This window comes from Pseudomonas brassicacearum subsp. neoaurantiaca (genome assembly GCF_013608025.1).
Taxonomy (GTDB): Bacteria; Pseudomonadota; Gammaproteobacteria; order Pseudomonadales; family Pseudomonadaceae; genus Aquipseudomonas.
Genome location: NZ_VDLV01000049.1, coordinates 34252 through 50165, shown reverse-complemented (window position 1 = coordinate 50165; position 15914 = coordinate 34252). Strand labels below are relative to the sequence as shown.

Below are 15914 nucleotides of genomic sequence, written 5' to 3'. Positions count from 1 at the left end.
AATGCAAAAAGCCCCGTCACATGGACGGGGCTTTTGCTTGCAGCTCGAAGCTTATCGCTCGTGGCTGCTCTTAGAACATGACACCCTGGCTGCGCAGGTAGTCGTCATAAGTGCCGCTGAAGTCGACCACGCCGTCGGCGCTCAGCTCGATGATGCGGGTGGCCAGGGACGATACGAACTCGCGGTCGTGGCTGACGAAGATCAGCGTGCCCGGGTAGTTCTCCAGCGCCAGGTTCAGCGCTTCGATGGATTCCATGTCCAAGTGGTTGGTCGGTTCGTCCATTACCAGCACGTTCGGCTTTTGCAGGATCAACTTGCCGAACAGCATGCGGCCCTGTTCACCACCAGAGATGACCTTGACCGACTTGAGGATCTCGTCGTTGGAAAACAGCATGCGGCCCAGGGTGCCGCGGATGATCTGTTCGCCCTGGGTCCACTGGCCCATCCAGTCGAACAGGCTGACGTCGTCTGCGAAGTCATGGGCGTGGTCCTGGGCGTAGTAGCCCAGTTCCGCGCTTTCGGTCCATTTGACCGTACCGGCGTCCGGCGTCAGCTCGCCCATCAGGGTGCGCAGCAGGGTGGTCTTGCCGATGCCGTTCGGGCCGATGATCGCCACGCGCTCGCCGGCTTCGACGGTGAAGCTGAAGTTCTTGAACAGAGTCTTGCCGTCGAAGCCCTTGGACATGCGCTCGATAGTCACCGCCTGGCGGTGCAGCTTCTTGGTCTGTTCGAAGCGGATGAACGGGCTGACGCGGCTCGATGGCTTGACCTCGGCCAGCTGGATCTTGTCGATCTGCTTGGCGCGGGAGGTGGCCTGCTTGGCTTTCGAGGCGTTGGCCGAGAAGCGGCTGACGAACGTCTGCAGTTCGGCGATCTGGGCTTTCTTCTTGGCGTTGTCCGACAGCAATTGCTCGCGGGACTGCGTGGCCGCGATCATGTACTCGTCGTAGTTGCCCGGGAACAGGCGCAGCTCGCCATAGTCCAGGTCGGCCATGTGGGTGCAGACGCTGTTGAGGAAGTGCCGGTCGTGGGAAATGATGATCATGGTGCTGTTACGCGCCGTGAGGATGTTTTCCAGCCAACGGATAGTGTTGATGTCCAGGTGGTTGGTCGGTTCGTCGAGCAACAGCACTTCCGGATCGGAGAACAGGGCCTGGGCGAGCAACACACGCAGCTTCCAGCCTGGCGCGACTTCGGTCATCGGACCGAAATGCTGTTCCAGGGGAATGCCCAGGCCCAGCAACAGTTCACCAGCGCGGGATTCGGCGGTGTAGCCGTCCATCTCGGCGAACTCGGTTTCCAGCTCGGCCACGGCCATGCCGTCTTCTTCGGTCATTTCCGGCAGCGAGTAGATGCGGTCGCGTTCGGCCTTGACCTTCCACAGCTCTTCATGGCCCATGATCACGGTGTCGATCACGGAGAATTGCTCGTAGGCGAACTGATCCTGGCGCAGCTTACCCAGGCGCACGTTCGGCTCCAGCATCACCTGGCCGCCGGACGGCTCGAGGTCGCCGCCAAGGATTTTCATGAAGGTCGACTTGCCGCAACCGTTGGCGCCGATCAGGCCGTAGCGGTTACCCGCGCCAAACTTGACAGAGACGTTTTCGAACAGTGGCTTGGCGCCGAACTGCATCGTGATGTTAGCTGTAGAGATCAAAGGTTTATCCTGCGGAACATTCAGAGTAGCTAAGGGTGCGGCAGTACCTGTTCAGTACCTGTTTGCGCCGATCCGCACCGCGCTAGAGGCTTCGCGGTCGCAAGCGCAAGGGTCCATCCGGCATAAGAGGACAGCAGCATACGGAGCGCCTGGCCCGAGTGCATATGCGCCGAAGTCGGGATTTCCGGCATCGGCCAAAGGGGGCGCGTGATATTTGGCGGCGATTGTACTGATCTGGGCGCGTTAACGATAGGGTGTTGCCCTGGCTAGACAGTTTTTCACAACTGGGGGATAACTTCAGGTTACAAACTCTGGCTAAAATGCCATCTCACTCGACGCCTCTCCCTTGCCGCTTGGCTGGCCTGGAGAAGCAGCCTCTTCACTTCTGGGCCTGACCGACTCCGTGAAGCTCATCATTGTTGCGATCTATATCCTTTCCATTGGCTATGTGCATCTGCGCGGACGCGTGCGGCACAAGCTCGGTCGTCAACTGAGCGACCACTCGTCCTTTCTCGCGCCGATCAATTGCTTGCTGTACCTGTGTTCGAAATGGCCGAACAAGCCGTTCCTCAGTCCCGAGCAGTTTCCAGACCTGAGCCCGCTGCAGGCGCATTGGGAAGAAATCCGCGCCGAAGGCCAGAGCCTGCTGCAGGCTGGAGAGATCAAGCGTTCCAATCAATACGACGACGTGGGCTTCAACTCGTTCTTCAAGACCGGCTGGAAGCGCTTCTACCTCAAGTGGTACGGCGACAGCCATCCGTCGGCCATGAAGCTGTGCCCGCGCACGACCGAACTGGTCCAAGGCATCGGATCGATCAAGGCGGCGATGTTCGCCGAGTTGCCGTCTGGCTCGAAACTGGTGCGCCATCGCGACCCGTATGCCGGGTCCTATCGCTACCACCTTGGCCTGCAAACGCCCAACGATGCCGGTTGCTACATCAATGTCGACGGCGAGACCTATCACTGGCGTGATGGCGAAGCGGTGGTGTTCGACGAGACGTTCATTCACTACGCTGAAAACACCACGCCGCAGAACCGCATCATCTTGTTCTGCGACGTTGAGCGGCCGATGAAATACCGTTGGGCCACGGCGTTCAACCGCTGGTTCAGCCGCACCGTCATGGCCGCCGCCGGAGCGCCGAACGATGCGGGCGACAAGACCGGCGGCCTGAACCGGGCATTTTCCCGGTTGTACAAGATTCGCCTGCAAGGCAAGGCGCTGAAGAAACGCAACCGCACGTTGTATTACGTGCAGAAGTGGGCGTTCTTTGGCGCGCTGCTGGGGATTTTCGTCTGGATCTGATGAGGTCAGGGCTTTTCAGCTTCCAACTGGTCCCACATCCTGGCGGTGATCCGCTGGCGATGGCTATAGCCTTCCCACGGATCGGCGCCCAGGCCCTTGGCCCGTTCCAGCGCAGTCTGGATATCCCACTGCTGGGCATTGCGCAGGTCTGCGAGCTCATCCCGGGCGATCGGCACCGACACCGGTAGCCCGGGCCTAGCGCGCACCGAGTAGGCGGCCACCGTACTGGCACCGCGGGCGTTGCGCAGGTAGTCGACAAACACCTTGCCCACACGGTTTTTCGGCCCCATGGTCGCGGTGATCCGTTGTGGCATCTGCCGGGTCAGGAATTTCGATATGGCCTTGGCGAAGGCCTTGGTGGTGTCCCATCCCTCGCTACGCGCCAGCGGCACGATGATGTGCATGCCTTTGCCACCGCTGGTCTTGAGAAATCCTTGCAGACCCAGCTCGTCGAGTACCGACAAGGTCATGCGCGTCGCCTCCAGCATGGCGCTCCAGGGCAGCGACGGGTCCGGGTCCAGGTCCAGGACAAACATATCGGGCGCTTCGATCCGGTCATGGGTCGCCGTCCAGGTATGAAATTCCACCGCGCCCATCTGCGCCGCGCCGACCAGGGCATGGATACTGTCGACTTCCATCAGCGGCGCATGGCCGGGGTCCAGACGCTGGTCCAGCTGTTTGATATGAGGGATTTCCAAACGGTCGGCGTGCTTCTGGAAGAACAGCTCCTCGCCAATCCCCTCGGGTGCTCGCACCAGCGACACCGGCCGCAACTTGAGGTGCGGCAGGATCCACGGAGCGATCTCCAGATAGTATTGGGCCAGCTCGGCTTTCTGCACGCCACTGACGCTGTCGACCACGCGATCGGGGTGGGTGATGACCACGCCGTCGACTTTGGCGGTGTCGGCTTTGGTACGGCGCTTGGGCTTGGGCGCCGCGGCTTTTATCGGCATGGGTTGCTCACGGACCACGCGGCTGGCCTGGTTGCCACCCGGTAGATCGAGGAACACCGCTTGGCGTACCAAGCCATCAGCGGTCCATTCGGCGAATTCGACCTCGCAGACCTGTGTCGGCTCGACCCAATGCACATCGCGCCCTTTGGCACCCTTGATTGGTTGGTCCAGCGCTGAAGTCTGGCGTTCCTGGGCACATAGTTGTTCGTGCAATTGTTTGAGCTGGGACTGGCTGAAACCCGTGCCAACCCGGCCGGCATACACCAGCCCTGACGGCCCGTTGACCGCTAGTACCAGCGCACCGAAACCGTTGCGCTTGCCTTGCGGGCGTGTGAACCCGACGATGACGAAGCATTGGCGCAGCCGACACTTGAGCTTGACCCAATCGGGGTTTCGTCCCGAGACATACGGGCTGCCCAGGCGCTTGCCGACCACGCTGTCGAGCGAGAGGGCTGAAGCGCTTTCGAAAATGTCGTGTTGGCTGGCGGAAAACGCCTCGGAAAACCGCAGGCGCTTGCTGGCGTTGTTCTTCAACGCATTCTTCAGCGCTGCGCGGCGTTGTTCCACTGGTTGTTCGCGCAGGTCGACGCCATCGAGGAATGGCGCGTCGAAGAGGAAGTACACCATGTCGACGCTACGGCCAATCTCGAACGCCTGGCGCAGGGCAGGGAAGTTGGAGTGACCGGTGTCGTCGAGCAGGACCAGTTCGCCATCGAGCCAACTGTCGCCCAAGTCCAACTGCGCCAAGGCTTGCGCATGCAGGTTGAGGCGATCGGTCCAGTCCGTGTGGTGGCGATTGAACAGCCGGACCTCACCTTTCTCGATGCGCGCCAAAAGCCGATAGCCGTGGAACCGCACCTCATAGCGCCATTCCCCGGCGGGTGGTTGCTCCACCGGCGTGGCCAACTGGGGCGACAGGCGTTCCGGGAGCTGGCCGGTGTCTGCCTGCTTACCCCGTCGGGCGCGGCTGCGAGTCGTTGTTGCGTCCGCTTCCACGGCGGACAGACGGGCAGATTCACTCTCGGCCTTAGCCATGACAGATTCCCTTGTGTGACAGGCGCCCGGGGTTCAGCCCCGGGAGGCCTTGGTGGCTTTTTTAGCTGGAGCGGATTTGCGCGTTTTCGTCGATTTTGCCGCGGGTTTTTCGGCCGTTTTGTCGGGCGCCTTGCCTTTGCCACCGAGGCTGCGCTTGAGCAGCTCGGTAAGGTCGATGACGTCGGCAGTCTTGCGTTGTTCTTCGCCGGGGTCGGTTTCCACCGCTTCGAGCCGGCCTTCGGTGGCCTTTTTCTCCACCAACTCCATGATCTTGTCCTGGAAACTGTCGCGATATTCCTGCGGCTCCCAGTCGCCACTCATGTCTTCCACCAGGCGCTTGGCCATGTCCAGCTCGCCCTTGGCCAGCGTCGGGCTGGTGACTTCGTCGCCCAGTTCCAGGACGTCGAGTTCGCGCACTTCTGCTGGCCAGCGCAGCATCACCAGCACCAAGGCTGATTCCAGCGGCATGAGCGCCGCCAGGTGCTGGCGGGTGTGCAACACCACATTTGCCAGGGCGACTTTGTTGGTCTTGAGCAGCGTCTCGCGCAACAACGCGTAGACCTTGCCGCCGCGTTTGTCAGGCGCCAGGAAGTAAGGCTTGTCGATGTTCTGCAGGGGAATTTTTTCGCTGTCGACGAAAGAGAAGATGTCGATGGTCTGGGTGGATTTGGGGTGGGCGGCGCGAATTTCTTCTTCGCTGATCAACACATACTGACCTTTCTGGTATTCGACGCCTTTGACGATGTCGTCCTTGGTCACTTCCTTGCCCGTGGTCTTGTTGACGCGCTTATAGCCCACTGGGTCCATGGTGCGTTTGTCCAACCAGTCGAAATCCACACCTTGGGAGGCCGTGGCCGACACCAGCGCCACGGGAATGTGGACCAGTCCGAAACTGATTGCGCCTTTCCAGATTGCCCGTGCCATGGTGCAGATTTCCTTACCGGTGAATAGTCTCTCTGGTGACACTGGGAGATTTGGAAAAGTTTCCATCCGGCGCCGGTTGGCTGCGGTTGGCGCCTGGGTTTGTCCAAAACCAGAGACGCTTGGTTACATCTTCGCCCGGACATTTCGCCTGACAACATCGAACCTGCGGCGTAGCGTGCTTTCGATATATCGGTGCCGTATCCGTGAATCCGGGAGGTGTCCCATGAACAGGCTGATGTTCGCCATCGCAGGGTTATTGATAAGTACCGCCGTCCAGGCAGCTGCGCCTGGCCACGGCTCGGTGCTCCTGGCGCAGAACCTGCCGGGCAACAACAATCCCTACAACAGCCCGATTCGCCGGGCCAATCCCAATAGCATGCAGGGCACCCAGCCCAATGTGCCGACGCTACGCGGCAACCCGACAGTGCCCGTTCCTCGGCCACCCACCCTGGAAAATGGCGGCATTGGCAATGGCTATCCGCGTTCCGGCCCTCCACCGGGTTCGCCGCGCCCCACCGCTGAATCACCGACGCCGCCCAGGAACCCGAACAATGGCAATCGCTGAGGCGCCGTCTGATCTACCCATCACCACAGAAGGAAGTGTGCATGTTGCGTAAAACCCTGATGAGCACCCTTTGTGCAAGCGCTGTACTGGCCTTCGCTACACCGGTTCTGGCCGCGCAAGTCCAGACATTCAAGAGCGAGGAAGGCACCGTCGAGGTCACCACCGTTATCAGGGGCCTGGAGCATCCCTGGTCGGTTGCGTTCCTGCCGGAGCAACAGGGCATGCTGGTAACGGAGCGCCCCGGCAACCTGCGTTGGGTTAGTGCCGATGGGAAGTTGTCCGCGCCGTTGAGCGGCGTTCCCGAGGTCTGGGCCAAGGGGCAGGGCGGTTTGCTGGACGTGGTGCTGTCGCCGGACTTCAAGCAGGACCGCACGGTGTATTTGTCCTATGCCGAGGCCGGGGAGGACGGCAAGGCCGGCACCGCCGTGGGCCGTGGGCAGTTGTCCAAGGACTTGAAAAGTCTGGAGGGATTCGACGTGATTTTTCGCCAGCAACCCAAGCTTTCCACGGGCAACCACTTCGGTTCGCGCCTGGTATTCGACCGGGACGGCTACCTCTTCATCACCTTGGGGGAAAACAACGATCGCCCGACCGCCCAGGACCTGGACAAGCTGCAGGGCAAGATTGCGCGCATCTACCCCGACGGCAAGGTGCCGGACGACAACCCCTTCGTCGGCCAGAAAAACGTCCGTCCGGAAATCTGGTCGTACGGCTTGCGCAACCCTCAGGGCGCTGCGCTCAACCCGTGGAACGGAACGCTCTGGGAGAACGAGCACGGCCCCAAGGGCGGCGACGAGCTGAACATCATCGAGCGTGGCAAGAATTATGGCTGGCCGCTGGCGACCCATGGCGACAACTATTCCGGCGCGCCGATTCCCGAGGCCCAGGGCAAGACCGTCGAAGGCACCGTCGGGCCCCATCATGTCTGGCAAGTGTCGCCGGGCCTCAGCGGCATGGCGTTTTATGACAGTGATCGATTCAAGCCTTGGCAACGCAATGCCTTCATCGGGGCGCTGGTGTCCAAGGACCTGATCCGCCTGGAATTCGACGGCGACAAGGTCGTCCACGAAGAGCGCTTGCTGGGCGAGCTCAAGGAACGTATTCGCGATGTTCGCCAGGGGCCGGATGGTTTCCTCTATGTGTTGACCGACGAGGATGACGGCGCGCTGTACAAGGTCGGGCTGAAATAATCACGATGCGATAAAGCATCCGTGGCGAGGGAGCTTGCTCCCGCTGGGCTGCGAAGCAGCCCTAAGATCGGACACTCGATGTGTCAGGCTCACCGCGTCGCCTGGATTGGGGTTGCTTTGCAACCCAGCGGGAGCAAGCTCCCTCGCCACAAGGGCGCGGCCGCAGAAATTTCAATTGACTTGCCCGCCCCCTCGCGGCTAATTTCCAGCCATGACTTCCACCGTACTGCGCAGCCAGCCAAGCATTATTACCGCCATTCCTTATTTGGCGGGCTAGCTCACGACTGCACCCAACCCGCCCTCGAGGCGGGTTTTTTCTTTCTGTCTCCTGGGCCTGATTTGAACCAGGAGACCGCCATGACCCCCACCAGCGACGAGCAAACCCTGCTGGAGCACTACGTCAAGAAGATCCTTGCCGCTCCGGTCTACGAGCTGGCGATTCCCACGCCGTTGCAAGCGGCCCCAGCGTTGTCACAAGCCTTGGGCAACCGGATCCTGCTCAAACGGGAGGACCTGCAGCCGACGTTTTCCTTCAAGATTCGCGGCGCCTACAACAAGCTGGTGCAGCTGACGCCGGAACAACGCGCCCGGGGCGTTATCACAGCGTCGGCGGGCAATCATGCCCAAGGCGTGGCGCTGGCCGCACGGGAGTTGGGCATCTGCGCCACCATCGTGATGCCCCTGACCACACCGCAGTTGAAGGTGTCGGGCGTGAGCAGTCGAGGCGCCGAAGCGTTGCTGCACGGTGAGAGTTTTCCGTTCGCCCTGGCGTTTGCGTTGGACCTGGCTCGGCAGACTGGACGGCAATTCGTCTCGCCGTTTGACGATCCGGATGTCATCGCTGGCCAGGGAACCGTCGCGATGGAAATCCTGCGCCAGCATCCAGGCCAGTTGGACGCGGTTTTCGTGCCGGTGGGCGGCGGTGGGCTGATCGCCGGCGTGGCGGCGTATATCAAATACCTGCGTCCGGAAATCCGCATCATCGGCGTCGAGTCCGAACACTCCGCCTGCCTGCAGGCCGCGCTGACCGCCGGTAAACGGGTGACGCTGCCGAGCGTCGGCACCTTCGCCGACGGCGTGGCAGTGGCGCAGATCGGCGAGCATGGCTTCGATATCTGTCGTTTCTGTGTCGATGAAGTCATGACGGTCAGCAACGACCAGCTCTGCGCGGCGATCAGGGACATCTATGACGACACCCGCTCGATCACCGAGCCATCAGGCGCGTTGGCGGTGGCGGGGATCAAGCAATACGTGGCGCAAAGCGCAGCGTCAGGCCAGACGCTGGTGGGGATCAACTCGGGTGCCAACATCAATTTCGACACGCTGCGCCACGTGGTGGAGCGTGCCGGTGTGGCCGTTTCTTGAAAATATGCAGGGCATCGTGATTTTTTTGAAGCAGCCGACGAATGCCCGGTTGTGCAATCGAAATAGTGGCTAGTCTGAGCAATCAGGCAGGTCGGGCCAGTTGCACTTTGCATGAATAAAACGCCGTTTGCGTGCAAATTGCATGACCGTCTCGCTTGATTTATTTCCTAAGTAATTGATTTGCAACAGTGTCGTTGTATCCAGATAAGGGCATATTTTTTGCGGGTTGATTCGAGAGTTCGAATAACGAGCTTCAACAACACAACAACGCCAAGATGAACGAACGGCACGGCATTCGTAGTCCTGTCCGCAGGGAAGAATCGGACGAAAATTCCGCCGTCGTGAACATAAGTTGGCTGCCTCAACAGGAGAGAGTTGCCATGTTTTTATCTGCCCTTGAAATGCGAAACATCATTGAAAGCAGCTTGCTGCCCAAGCGCTCGCAATGCACGTTGTCCCCAGACCTTTGCATGACGATCAAGATTTACGACGATCACGAAACCGACCGCGTGGCGCTGATCAAAAGTGACATCGATGCCACTAAGCTGACAGGCTGCCGGGCGATCAACGATCTGATTGCCGAGGTGCGCACCGAACTGGACCAAGGCAATACCGGCGGCAACTACTTCCACCAGCAACACCGGATGAGCGGTCGTTAATCACGTTCCTTCAAACCTGACGCCGGGATCGATGAGTTCGAGCCCAGCGTCCGGTTTCGACGGGCTTAGTTCAGTTGTTCACGATAGGGCAGATCTGGCCCAGTCCTGCCACAGGTCAACGCCGCGGCGCGCATGGCAAACGCCAACATGCTGTCGATCTGGTCCTGCTCCAGCGAATTCACCCCTTCCACTGAATCGAAATTGTGCTCCGTGAGCCAGGCGATCAATGCCGCCTGGAAGGTATCTCCCGCACCCACCGTATCGGCGATGGTCACTGGGCAGGCGGGCAGGGACCATACGCCATGTTGACGGCTGAACGCCGTCGCACCCTGGCCGCCACGGGTCAGGAACACCAACCGGCAACGATGCTCCAGCCATCCATCGATCACCTCCTGCGGGTCCCGGTCGGGATACAGCAGGGTCAGGTCTTCGTCACTGACTTTGATCAGGTCGGCGTAGCGCACCAACGTCGCAATCCGCGAGCGCCACAGCTCGATATCCGGTTGCGGGTTGAGCCGCACGTTCGGGTCCAGGCTGATCAGGCGCTTGCCGCTTTCCCGTTGCACGAGCGCCAGCAGCGTGTCGGCCACCGGTTGCACCACCAGGGAAAACGAGCCGATGTGCAAGCCACGCACGTCCGGACCCAGCGCCGGCAGATGTTCCGGGCTCAACTGTCGGTCGGCGCAGCCTTCGCCACGGAAGCTGTAGTGCGGCGAACCATTGGCCCCGACAGCGACCATGGCCAAGGTCGTTGGCGCGTCGAAATCGTGGGCGAACCGGGTGCTGACGCCTTCATCGACCAGCACTTGATGCAGGCGACGCCCCAGATAATCGGTGGAAAGCCCGGTAAACAGCGCCGACTCGACCCCTAGCCGGCGCAACCCGACGGCCACGTTAAAGGGCGAGCCACCCGCGATCGCCTTGTAATTCACTTGCGACGCTGGTGCCCCAGCATCGTTTGCGCTGAAGAAATCAAACAGCGCTTCACCACACACCAAATACATAATTGCCTGCTCTCAAAGGGTTGCGACGTGTTGCCGGTAACGTTCGTAGGCGAGTTGCGACGCCGTGACATGTTCGGTGACGGGCCGGGTTTCGCTGGTTGGATCGAGCTTGACGCAGCGCTCGCACAACTCAGCCAGGGATTCTTGTGTATTGCTGTGGCACCACGCCGCCTGGATTGCGCCGCCAAGCGCGGCCGCCTCGCTCTGCTCGGTGCAGATGACAGTGGTGTCCATGATGTCGGCGACGATCTGCCGCCAGACCGCGCTCTTCGAGCCACCGCCGATCAGGCGGATGCTCTCGGCCTTGAGCCCGTTGGCGCGTAGCAGGTCGAGGCCATAGCGCAGGCCGAAGGTGGTGCCTTCGACAACCGCGCGGCAGAGATTGGCGCGGGTGAGGTTGGTGGTTGTCAGGCCGAGGAGGCTGCCGGTGGCATGGGGCAGGGCGGGGACGCGCTCGCCATTGAGGAACGGCAGCATGCAGACGCCCTCGGCCCCGATCGGCGCCTGAGTCACGAGGGTGTTGAAGCTATCGATATCCAATTCAAGGAGCTCGCGCACGGCCCCGGTGGCGTTGGTCAGGTTCATGGTGCAGATCAGTGGCAGCCAGCCGCCGCTGGAAGAGCAGAACGTTGCCACCGACGCCTGCGGGCTGACGGTGGGATCCGCTGCATAGGCATACACCGTGCCGGAGGAGCCGAGGCTCATGGTGATGACGCCGGGCTGGATGTTGCCGGTGCCGATGGCGCCCATCATGTTGTCACCGCCACCGCTGGAGACCACCGCTTCGGGGTTGATACCCAACTGCGCAGCGATTTCGGGCAGGATCCTGCCGACGGGCTGGTGAGCCTCGATCAGTTCGGGCAACGCCGATTGCAGCCGGCCGCTGGGGTCGATATGCCGCAGCAACTCCATGTCCCATTGGCGGGTGCGCACGTTGAAATAGCCGGTGCCCGACGCATCGCCGTATTCGCTGCAATGACGGCCGGTGAGCCAGTAATTGAGGAAGTCATGGGGCAACAGGACGCTGGCGATGCGTTCGAAAATTTGCGGGTGCTGCTCCTTGGTCCAGAGCAGTTTGGAGACCGTGTAGCCGGGCGCGATGACCACACCGAGGCGTTCCAGGGCACCGCTTTCGCCGCCGAGGTGCGCCAACAGGCGATCGTTTTCCGCCGTGGTCTCGGTGTCGCACCACAACTTGGCCGGGCGCAGCACCTCGCCTTGATCATCCAGCAGCACCAGCCCGTGCTGCTGACCGGACACCCCAATGCCAAGGATCGCGTTTCCATCGACCCCGGCGGCATTCAAGGCTTGATGAGTCGCCTGGGTAAACGCGTCGAGCCACTGCTGGGTGTCCTGCTCACGGCGGCCGTTGGCGCCGCTGATCATGCTATGGCCGGCGGCACCCTGGCCAAGTACCTCGCCGCTGACCGCATCGAGGATCAGCGCCTTGGTGCCTTGGGTGCCGCAGTCGATGCCCAGGAACAGTTGTTGGTTTGCCATGGAAATCCTCGGGTCAAAAGAACAGTCAACACAATACCTGCGGTTAACGGCTTACCTGTGGCGAGGGAGCTTGCTCCCGCTGGGCTGCGCAGCAGCCCCAAACCGGGCAACGCAGTGAGCCTGACAAACCCAGGGGGTCGCTTCGCAACCCAGCGGGAGCAAGCTCCCTCGCCACGAAAAGCGGATCGCGTCGAGATCAGTTTGTGTCAGCCAGCACTCGCTCAAGCGTTCTCGTCACCCCATGCTCTCGCAAGCTGTTGCAGCACCACTCGAAGGCTGCCACGAATTCGGGTGAACGGGGAATCGCCGTGCCAAAAATTTCTTCCACGTCCAGCATCCGCTGGGTGACGAGCACATCGTCAGCCACCAGCGCCTGGCAGAACGCCGCCCGTGGGTCGGGGATCGAATAGGTCGTGCCATTCTCATCCACGCCTTTGAGGTACACGGCCCAGGCCGCGACGACCAGCGCCGCTCGGCGAGTCTCGCCACCGTCGGCAATCAGCCGATTGATCGTCGGTACGGTGAATTTCGGGAATTTCGACGAACCGTCCGAACAGACCCGTTCCAGCTGGTCGGCGATCGCCTGGTTCGAGAAGCGCTCCACCAGGGTGTCCTTGTATTCCGTCAGGTCGATGCCGGGCACGGGCGCCAGTTGCGGCGTGACATCCAAATCCATGTAGGCGCGGATATAGCGCACGAACAGCGGGTCATTCATGGTTTCGTGGACGAAGCGGTAACCCTTGAGGAAACCCAGGTAGGTCAGGGCGAGGTGGCTGCCGTTGAGCAGCTTGATCTTCATCTCCTCATAGGGCGAAACGTCATCGGTGAACTGCACGCCGACGTTTTCCCAGGCCGGGCGACCGTTGATGAACTTGTCTTCCAATACCCATTGCACAAACGGTTCGCAGACCACCGGCCAGGCGTCGTCAACGCCGTGCTCGTCATGCAATTGCAGACGATGGGCGCCGCTGGTCATCGGGGTGATGCGATCGACCATGGCGTTGGGAAAGCTTACGTTCTGGTCGATCCATTGCCCCAACTCAGGGTCGCGCAACGCGGCGAAGGCGAGCAGTGCCTTGCGCGCGACGGCGCCGTTGTGGGGCAGGTTGTCGCAGGACATCAGGGTAAACGCCGGAATACCCGCCGCGCGACGCTTGGCCAGGGCGGCGCAAAGGAAGCCGAACACGGTTTTCGGCTCGTCGGGGTGGCTCAGGTCGTGCTGGATCTGCGGCAGGTGGGCCATGAACTCGCCGTTGCTGTCGTCGATGCAATAGCCACCCTCGGTGATGGTCAGCGAGACGATGCGAATCTGCGGGTCGGCGAGTTTGTCGATCAGCGCCTGGGCGCCGTCTTCGGCCAGCAGCATATCGGTGATGGCGCCGATCACGCGGACTTCGGTGTCGTCGGTGTCGCCCAATTCATACAAGGTGAACAGATAATCCTGGCCGGCCAGGTCATCCCGGGCGCGGCGGTCTTCGGGGCGCAAGCCTACGCCGCAGATGGCCCAGTCGAGGCCTTCGCCGCTGTTCATCAGCGCATCGGTGTAGTACGCCTGGTGGGCGCGGTGGAAACCGCCGACGCCGATGTGGGCGATGCCTTGGCGACGGTCGCCCAGGTTGTAGGCGGGCAGGACGACCTCGGCGTTGAGGTTGTGCAGGTTCTGTCGGTTGAGTTTCATCACAAAAAATCTCGGCAATCAGGCGGCAGCGCGCAGCGCGCGGGAAACCGCTACGCCTTCGGCATCGAATAAGTGGCAGTGTTCGGCGTCCAGGTGCAGGTCCAGTTGCTCGCCGAAACGGCTCGCCAGGTCGCCGCGCACCCGCATGGTCAAGGCTTCGCCGGAGGCGGTGACGACGTGGCAGAAAGTGTCGCTGCCCAGGCGCTCGCTGACATCGGCGGTCACCTTCAGCGTGCAATCGCCCGGCTGTGCCAGGTTCAGGTGTTCGGGACGGATGCCGAGGGTCACGGCACCGCCAACGTTCAGGTTGGCGCCGCTCAGCGGCAGGCTGATGCGGGTCCCGGCGTCCAGCAGCACTTCACAACCCTGGCTGTCGAGCCCGGTGACCTTACCTTTGAGGAAGCCCATTTTCGGCGTGCCGAGGAATCCGGCGACGAACAGGTTCGCCGGTTGGTGATACAGCTCCAGCGGCGAGCCCACTTGCTCGACGCGCCCGCCGTTGAGTACGACGACCTTGTCGGCCAGGGTCATGGCTTCGACCTGGTCGTGGGTCACGTAGATCATCGTCGCTTGCAGTTCCTTGTGCAGGCGCGCCAGTTCCAGGCGCATCTGCACCCGCAAGGCCGCGTCAAGGTTGGACAGCGGCTCGTCGAACAGGAAGATTTTCGGATTGCGCACGATGGCCCGGCCGATCGCCACGCGCTGGCGCTGGCCGCCGGACAGTTGTTTGGGCTTGCGTTCGAGCATCGGTCCCAGTTCGAGGATGCGCGCCGCTTCGTTGACCTTCTTCTCGACGTCGGCCTTGGGCACGCCAGCCAGATCGAGGGCGAAGGACATGTTCTTGCGCACGCTCATGTGCGGGTACAAGGCGTAGGTCTGGAACACCATCGCCAGGTCGCGCTTGGCCGGGCTGACTTCGGTGATGTCGCGGCCGTCCAGTTCGATGGTGCCGTCGCTGACCTCTTCCAGGCCGGCAATCAGCCGCAGCAACGTGGACTTGCCGCAGCCCGAAGGGCCGACGAAGACCACGAATTCGCGGTCGTTTACCTCAAGATCGATGCCCTTGATGATGGAAAATCCTTCGAAGCCTTTTTGCAGATTCTTGATTTTCAGGTTGGCCATGATGATGGGCCTCCACTTGTCATTTATTCAATTGGCTCAGGAAGATCGCAGCCTCGCTGTGCTCGGCAGCTCCTACGAGGATCGTGTAGGAGCTGGCGAAGCCTGCGATCTCTTGGCGTTTCATTTCACCGCGCCGAAGGACAAACCGCGCACCAGCTGTTTCTGGCTGATCCAGCCAAAGATCAGGATTGGCGCGCAGGCCAGGGTCGAGACGGCGGACAACTTGGCCCAGAACAAACCTTCAGGGCTGGAATACGAGGCGATCAACGCGGTCAGTGGCGCGGCTTTGGAGGAGGTGAGGTTCAGCGACCAGAACGCCTCGTTCCAGCACAGGATCAGCGACAGCAGCACGGTGGAGGCCAGGCCGCCCTTGGCGATCGGCAGCAGCACGCGGACCATTTCCTGCCACAGCGTGGCGCCGTCCAGGCGCGCGGCTTCGAGGATGTCGCGCGGAATGTCCTTGAAGTAGGTGTAAATCATCCAAACCACGATCGGCAGGTTGATCAGCGTGTAGATGATGATCAGCGCGATGCGCGTGTCCAGCAGGCCAAATTGCTTGGCGAGCAAGTAGATCGGCATCAGCACGCCCACCGGTGGCAGCATCTTGGTGGAAAGCATCCACAGCAGCGTGCCTTTGGTGCGCTGGGTTTCATAGAACGCCATGGAGTAGGCCGCCGGCACCGCGATCAGCAGGCAAAGGGCGGTGGCGCTGAAGGAAATCACCACCGAGTTCCAGGCGAAGCTGAAGTAATTGCTGCGCTCGTTGATGTGCAGGTAGTTCTCCAGCGTCGGCGCGAAGATGAACTGCGGCGGCGTGGCGAAGGCGTCGATTTCGGTCTTGAAGCTGGTCAGCACCATCCAGAAGATCGGAAAGAAGATCACGATCGCGATGGCCCAGGCCAGCGTGCCCAACAGCACGCTTTGCAGGCGACGGGATTGTTGAAGAGTCATGGCGACGG

At 61.4% G+C, this 15914-nt stretch carries 13 protein-coding genes; 5 read left to right on the top strand and 8 right to left on the bottom strand.

Going from position 1 to position 15914, the window contains the following annotated elements; genetic code table 11:
• Window positions 1-70: 70 nt before the first annotated feature.
• The gene (locus FHK92_RS22915; protein ID WP_181290118.1) at window positions 71-1657 is read right to left on the bottom strand and encodes an ABC-F family ATPase; all 1587 of its coding nucleotides are present in this window, start codon (window positions 1655-1657) and stop codon (window positions 71-73) included.
• A 403-nt stretch (window positions 1658-2060) separates the two neighbouring features.
• Between FHK92_RS22915 and lpxO the strand changes: the two genes are divergently transcribed.
• Complete coding sequence (gene lpxO / locus FHK92_RS22910; protein ID WP_181290117.1) at window positions 2061-2960, top strand: lipid A hydroxylase LpxO; 900 nt, start codon at window positions 2061-2063, stop codon at window positions 2958-2960.
• Between the two features lie 5 nt (window positions 2961-2965).
• On the opposite strand, the gene ligD is transcribed toward lpxO, so the two are convergent.
• The gene (gene ligD / locus FHK92_RS22905) at window positions 2966-4948 is read right to left on the bottom strand and encodes a DNA ligase D (protein ID WP_181290116.1); all 1983 of its coding nucleotides are present in this window, start codon (window positions 4946-4948) and stop codon (window positions 2966-2968) included.
• 33 nt (window positions 4949-4981) lie between these two features.
• Complete coding sequence (ku, locus tag FHK92_RS22900) at window positions 4982-5872, bottom strand: non-homologous end joining protein Ku (RefSeq protein WP_181290115.1); 891 nt, start codon at window positions 5870-5872, stop codon at window positions 4982-4984.
• A 223-nt stretch (window positions 5873-6095) separates the two neighbouring features.
• Here ku and FHK92_RS22895 point away from each other — a divergent pair, with 223 nt between their 5' ends.
• The 4 genes from FHK92_RS22895 to FHK92_RS22880 all read left to right on the top strand — a co-directional run bounded on the left by FHK92_RS22895 (window position 6096) and on the right by FHK92_RS22880 (window position 9651).
• Window positions 6096-6437, top strand: a complete 342-nt coding sequence (locus FHK92_RS22895; RefSeq protein WP_181290114.1) for a hypothetical protein — start codon at window positions 6096-6098, stop codon at window positions 6435-6437.
• Between the two features lie 41 nt (window positions 6438-6478).
• Window positions 6479-7627: a PQQ-dependent sugar dehydrogenase gene (locus FHK92_RS22890; RefSeq protein WP_181290113.1), complete on the top strand. Its 1149-nt coding sequence runs from the start codon at window positions 6479-6481 to the stop codon at window positions 7625-7627.
• A 357-nt stretch (window positions 7628-7984) separates the two neighbouring features.
• The gene (ilvA, locus tag FHK92_RS22885) at window positions 7985-8992 is read left to right on the top strand and encodes a threonine ammonia-lyase, biosynthetic (protein ID WP_181290112.1); all 1008 of its coding nucleotides are present in this window, start codon (window positions 7985-7987) and stop codon (window positions 8990-8992) included.
• A gap of 380 nt (window positions 8993-9372) precedes the next feature.
• Entirely contained in the window at window positions 9373-9651 is a 279-nt protein-coding gene (locus tag FHK92_RS22880) for a DUF1652 domain-containing protein (RefSeq protein WP_181290111.1), read from the top strand.
• A 65-nt stretch (window positions 9652-9716) separates the two neighbouring features.
• On the opposite strand, the gene FHK92_RS22875 is transcribed toward FHK92_RS22880, so the two are convergent.
• From FHK92_RS22875 to FHK92_RS22855, 5 genes are all read right to left on the bottom strand, one after another.
• On the bottom strand, window positions 9717-10655 hold the full coding sequence (locus FHK92_RS22875; protein ID WP_181290110.1) for a carbohydrate kinase family protein: 939 nt from the start codon (window positions 10653-10655) through the stop codon (window positions 9717-9719).
• A gap of 12 nt (window positions 10656-10667) precedes the next feature.
• Complete coding sequence (xylB, locus tag FHK92_RS22870) at window positions 10668-12155, bottom strand: xylulokinase (RefSeq protein ID WP_181290109.1); 1488 nt, start codon at window positions 12153-12155, stop codon at window positions 10668-10670.
• A gap of 196 nt (window positions 12156-12351) precedes the next feature.
• On the bottom strand, window positions 12352-13833 hold the full coding sequence (locus FHK92_RS22865; protein WP_181290108.1) for a mannitol dehydrogenase family protein: 1482 nt from the start codon (window positions 13831-13833) through the stop codon (window positions 12352-12354).
• 18 nt (window positions 13834-13851) lie between these two features.
• A complete protein-coding gene (locus tag FHK92_RS22860; RefSeq protein ID WP_181290107.1) occupies window positions 13852-14955 on the bottom strand; it encodes an ABC transporter ATP-binding protein in 1104 nt (367 codons plus the stop codon).
• A 120-nt stretch (window positions 14956-15075) separates the two neighbouring features.
• Window positions 15076-15906, bottom strand: coding sequence for a carbohydrate ABC transporter permease (locus FHK92_RS22855; RefSeq protein WP_181290106.1), 831 nt, complete (start codon window positions 15904-15906; stop codon window positions 15076-15078).
• Window positions 15907-15914: the final 8 nt, after the last annotated feature.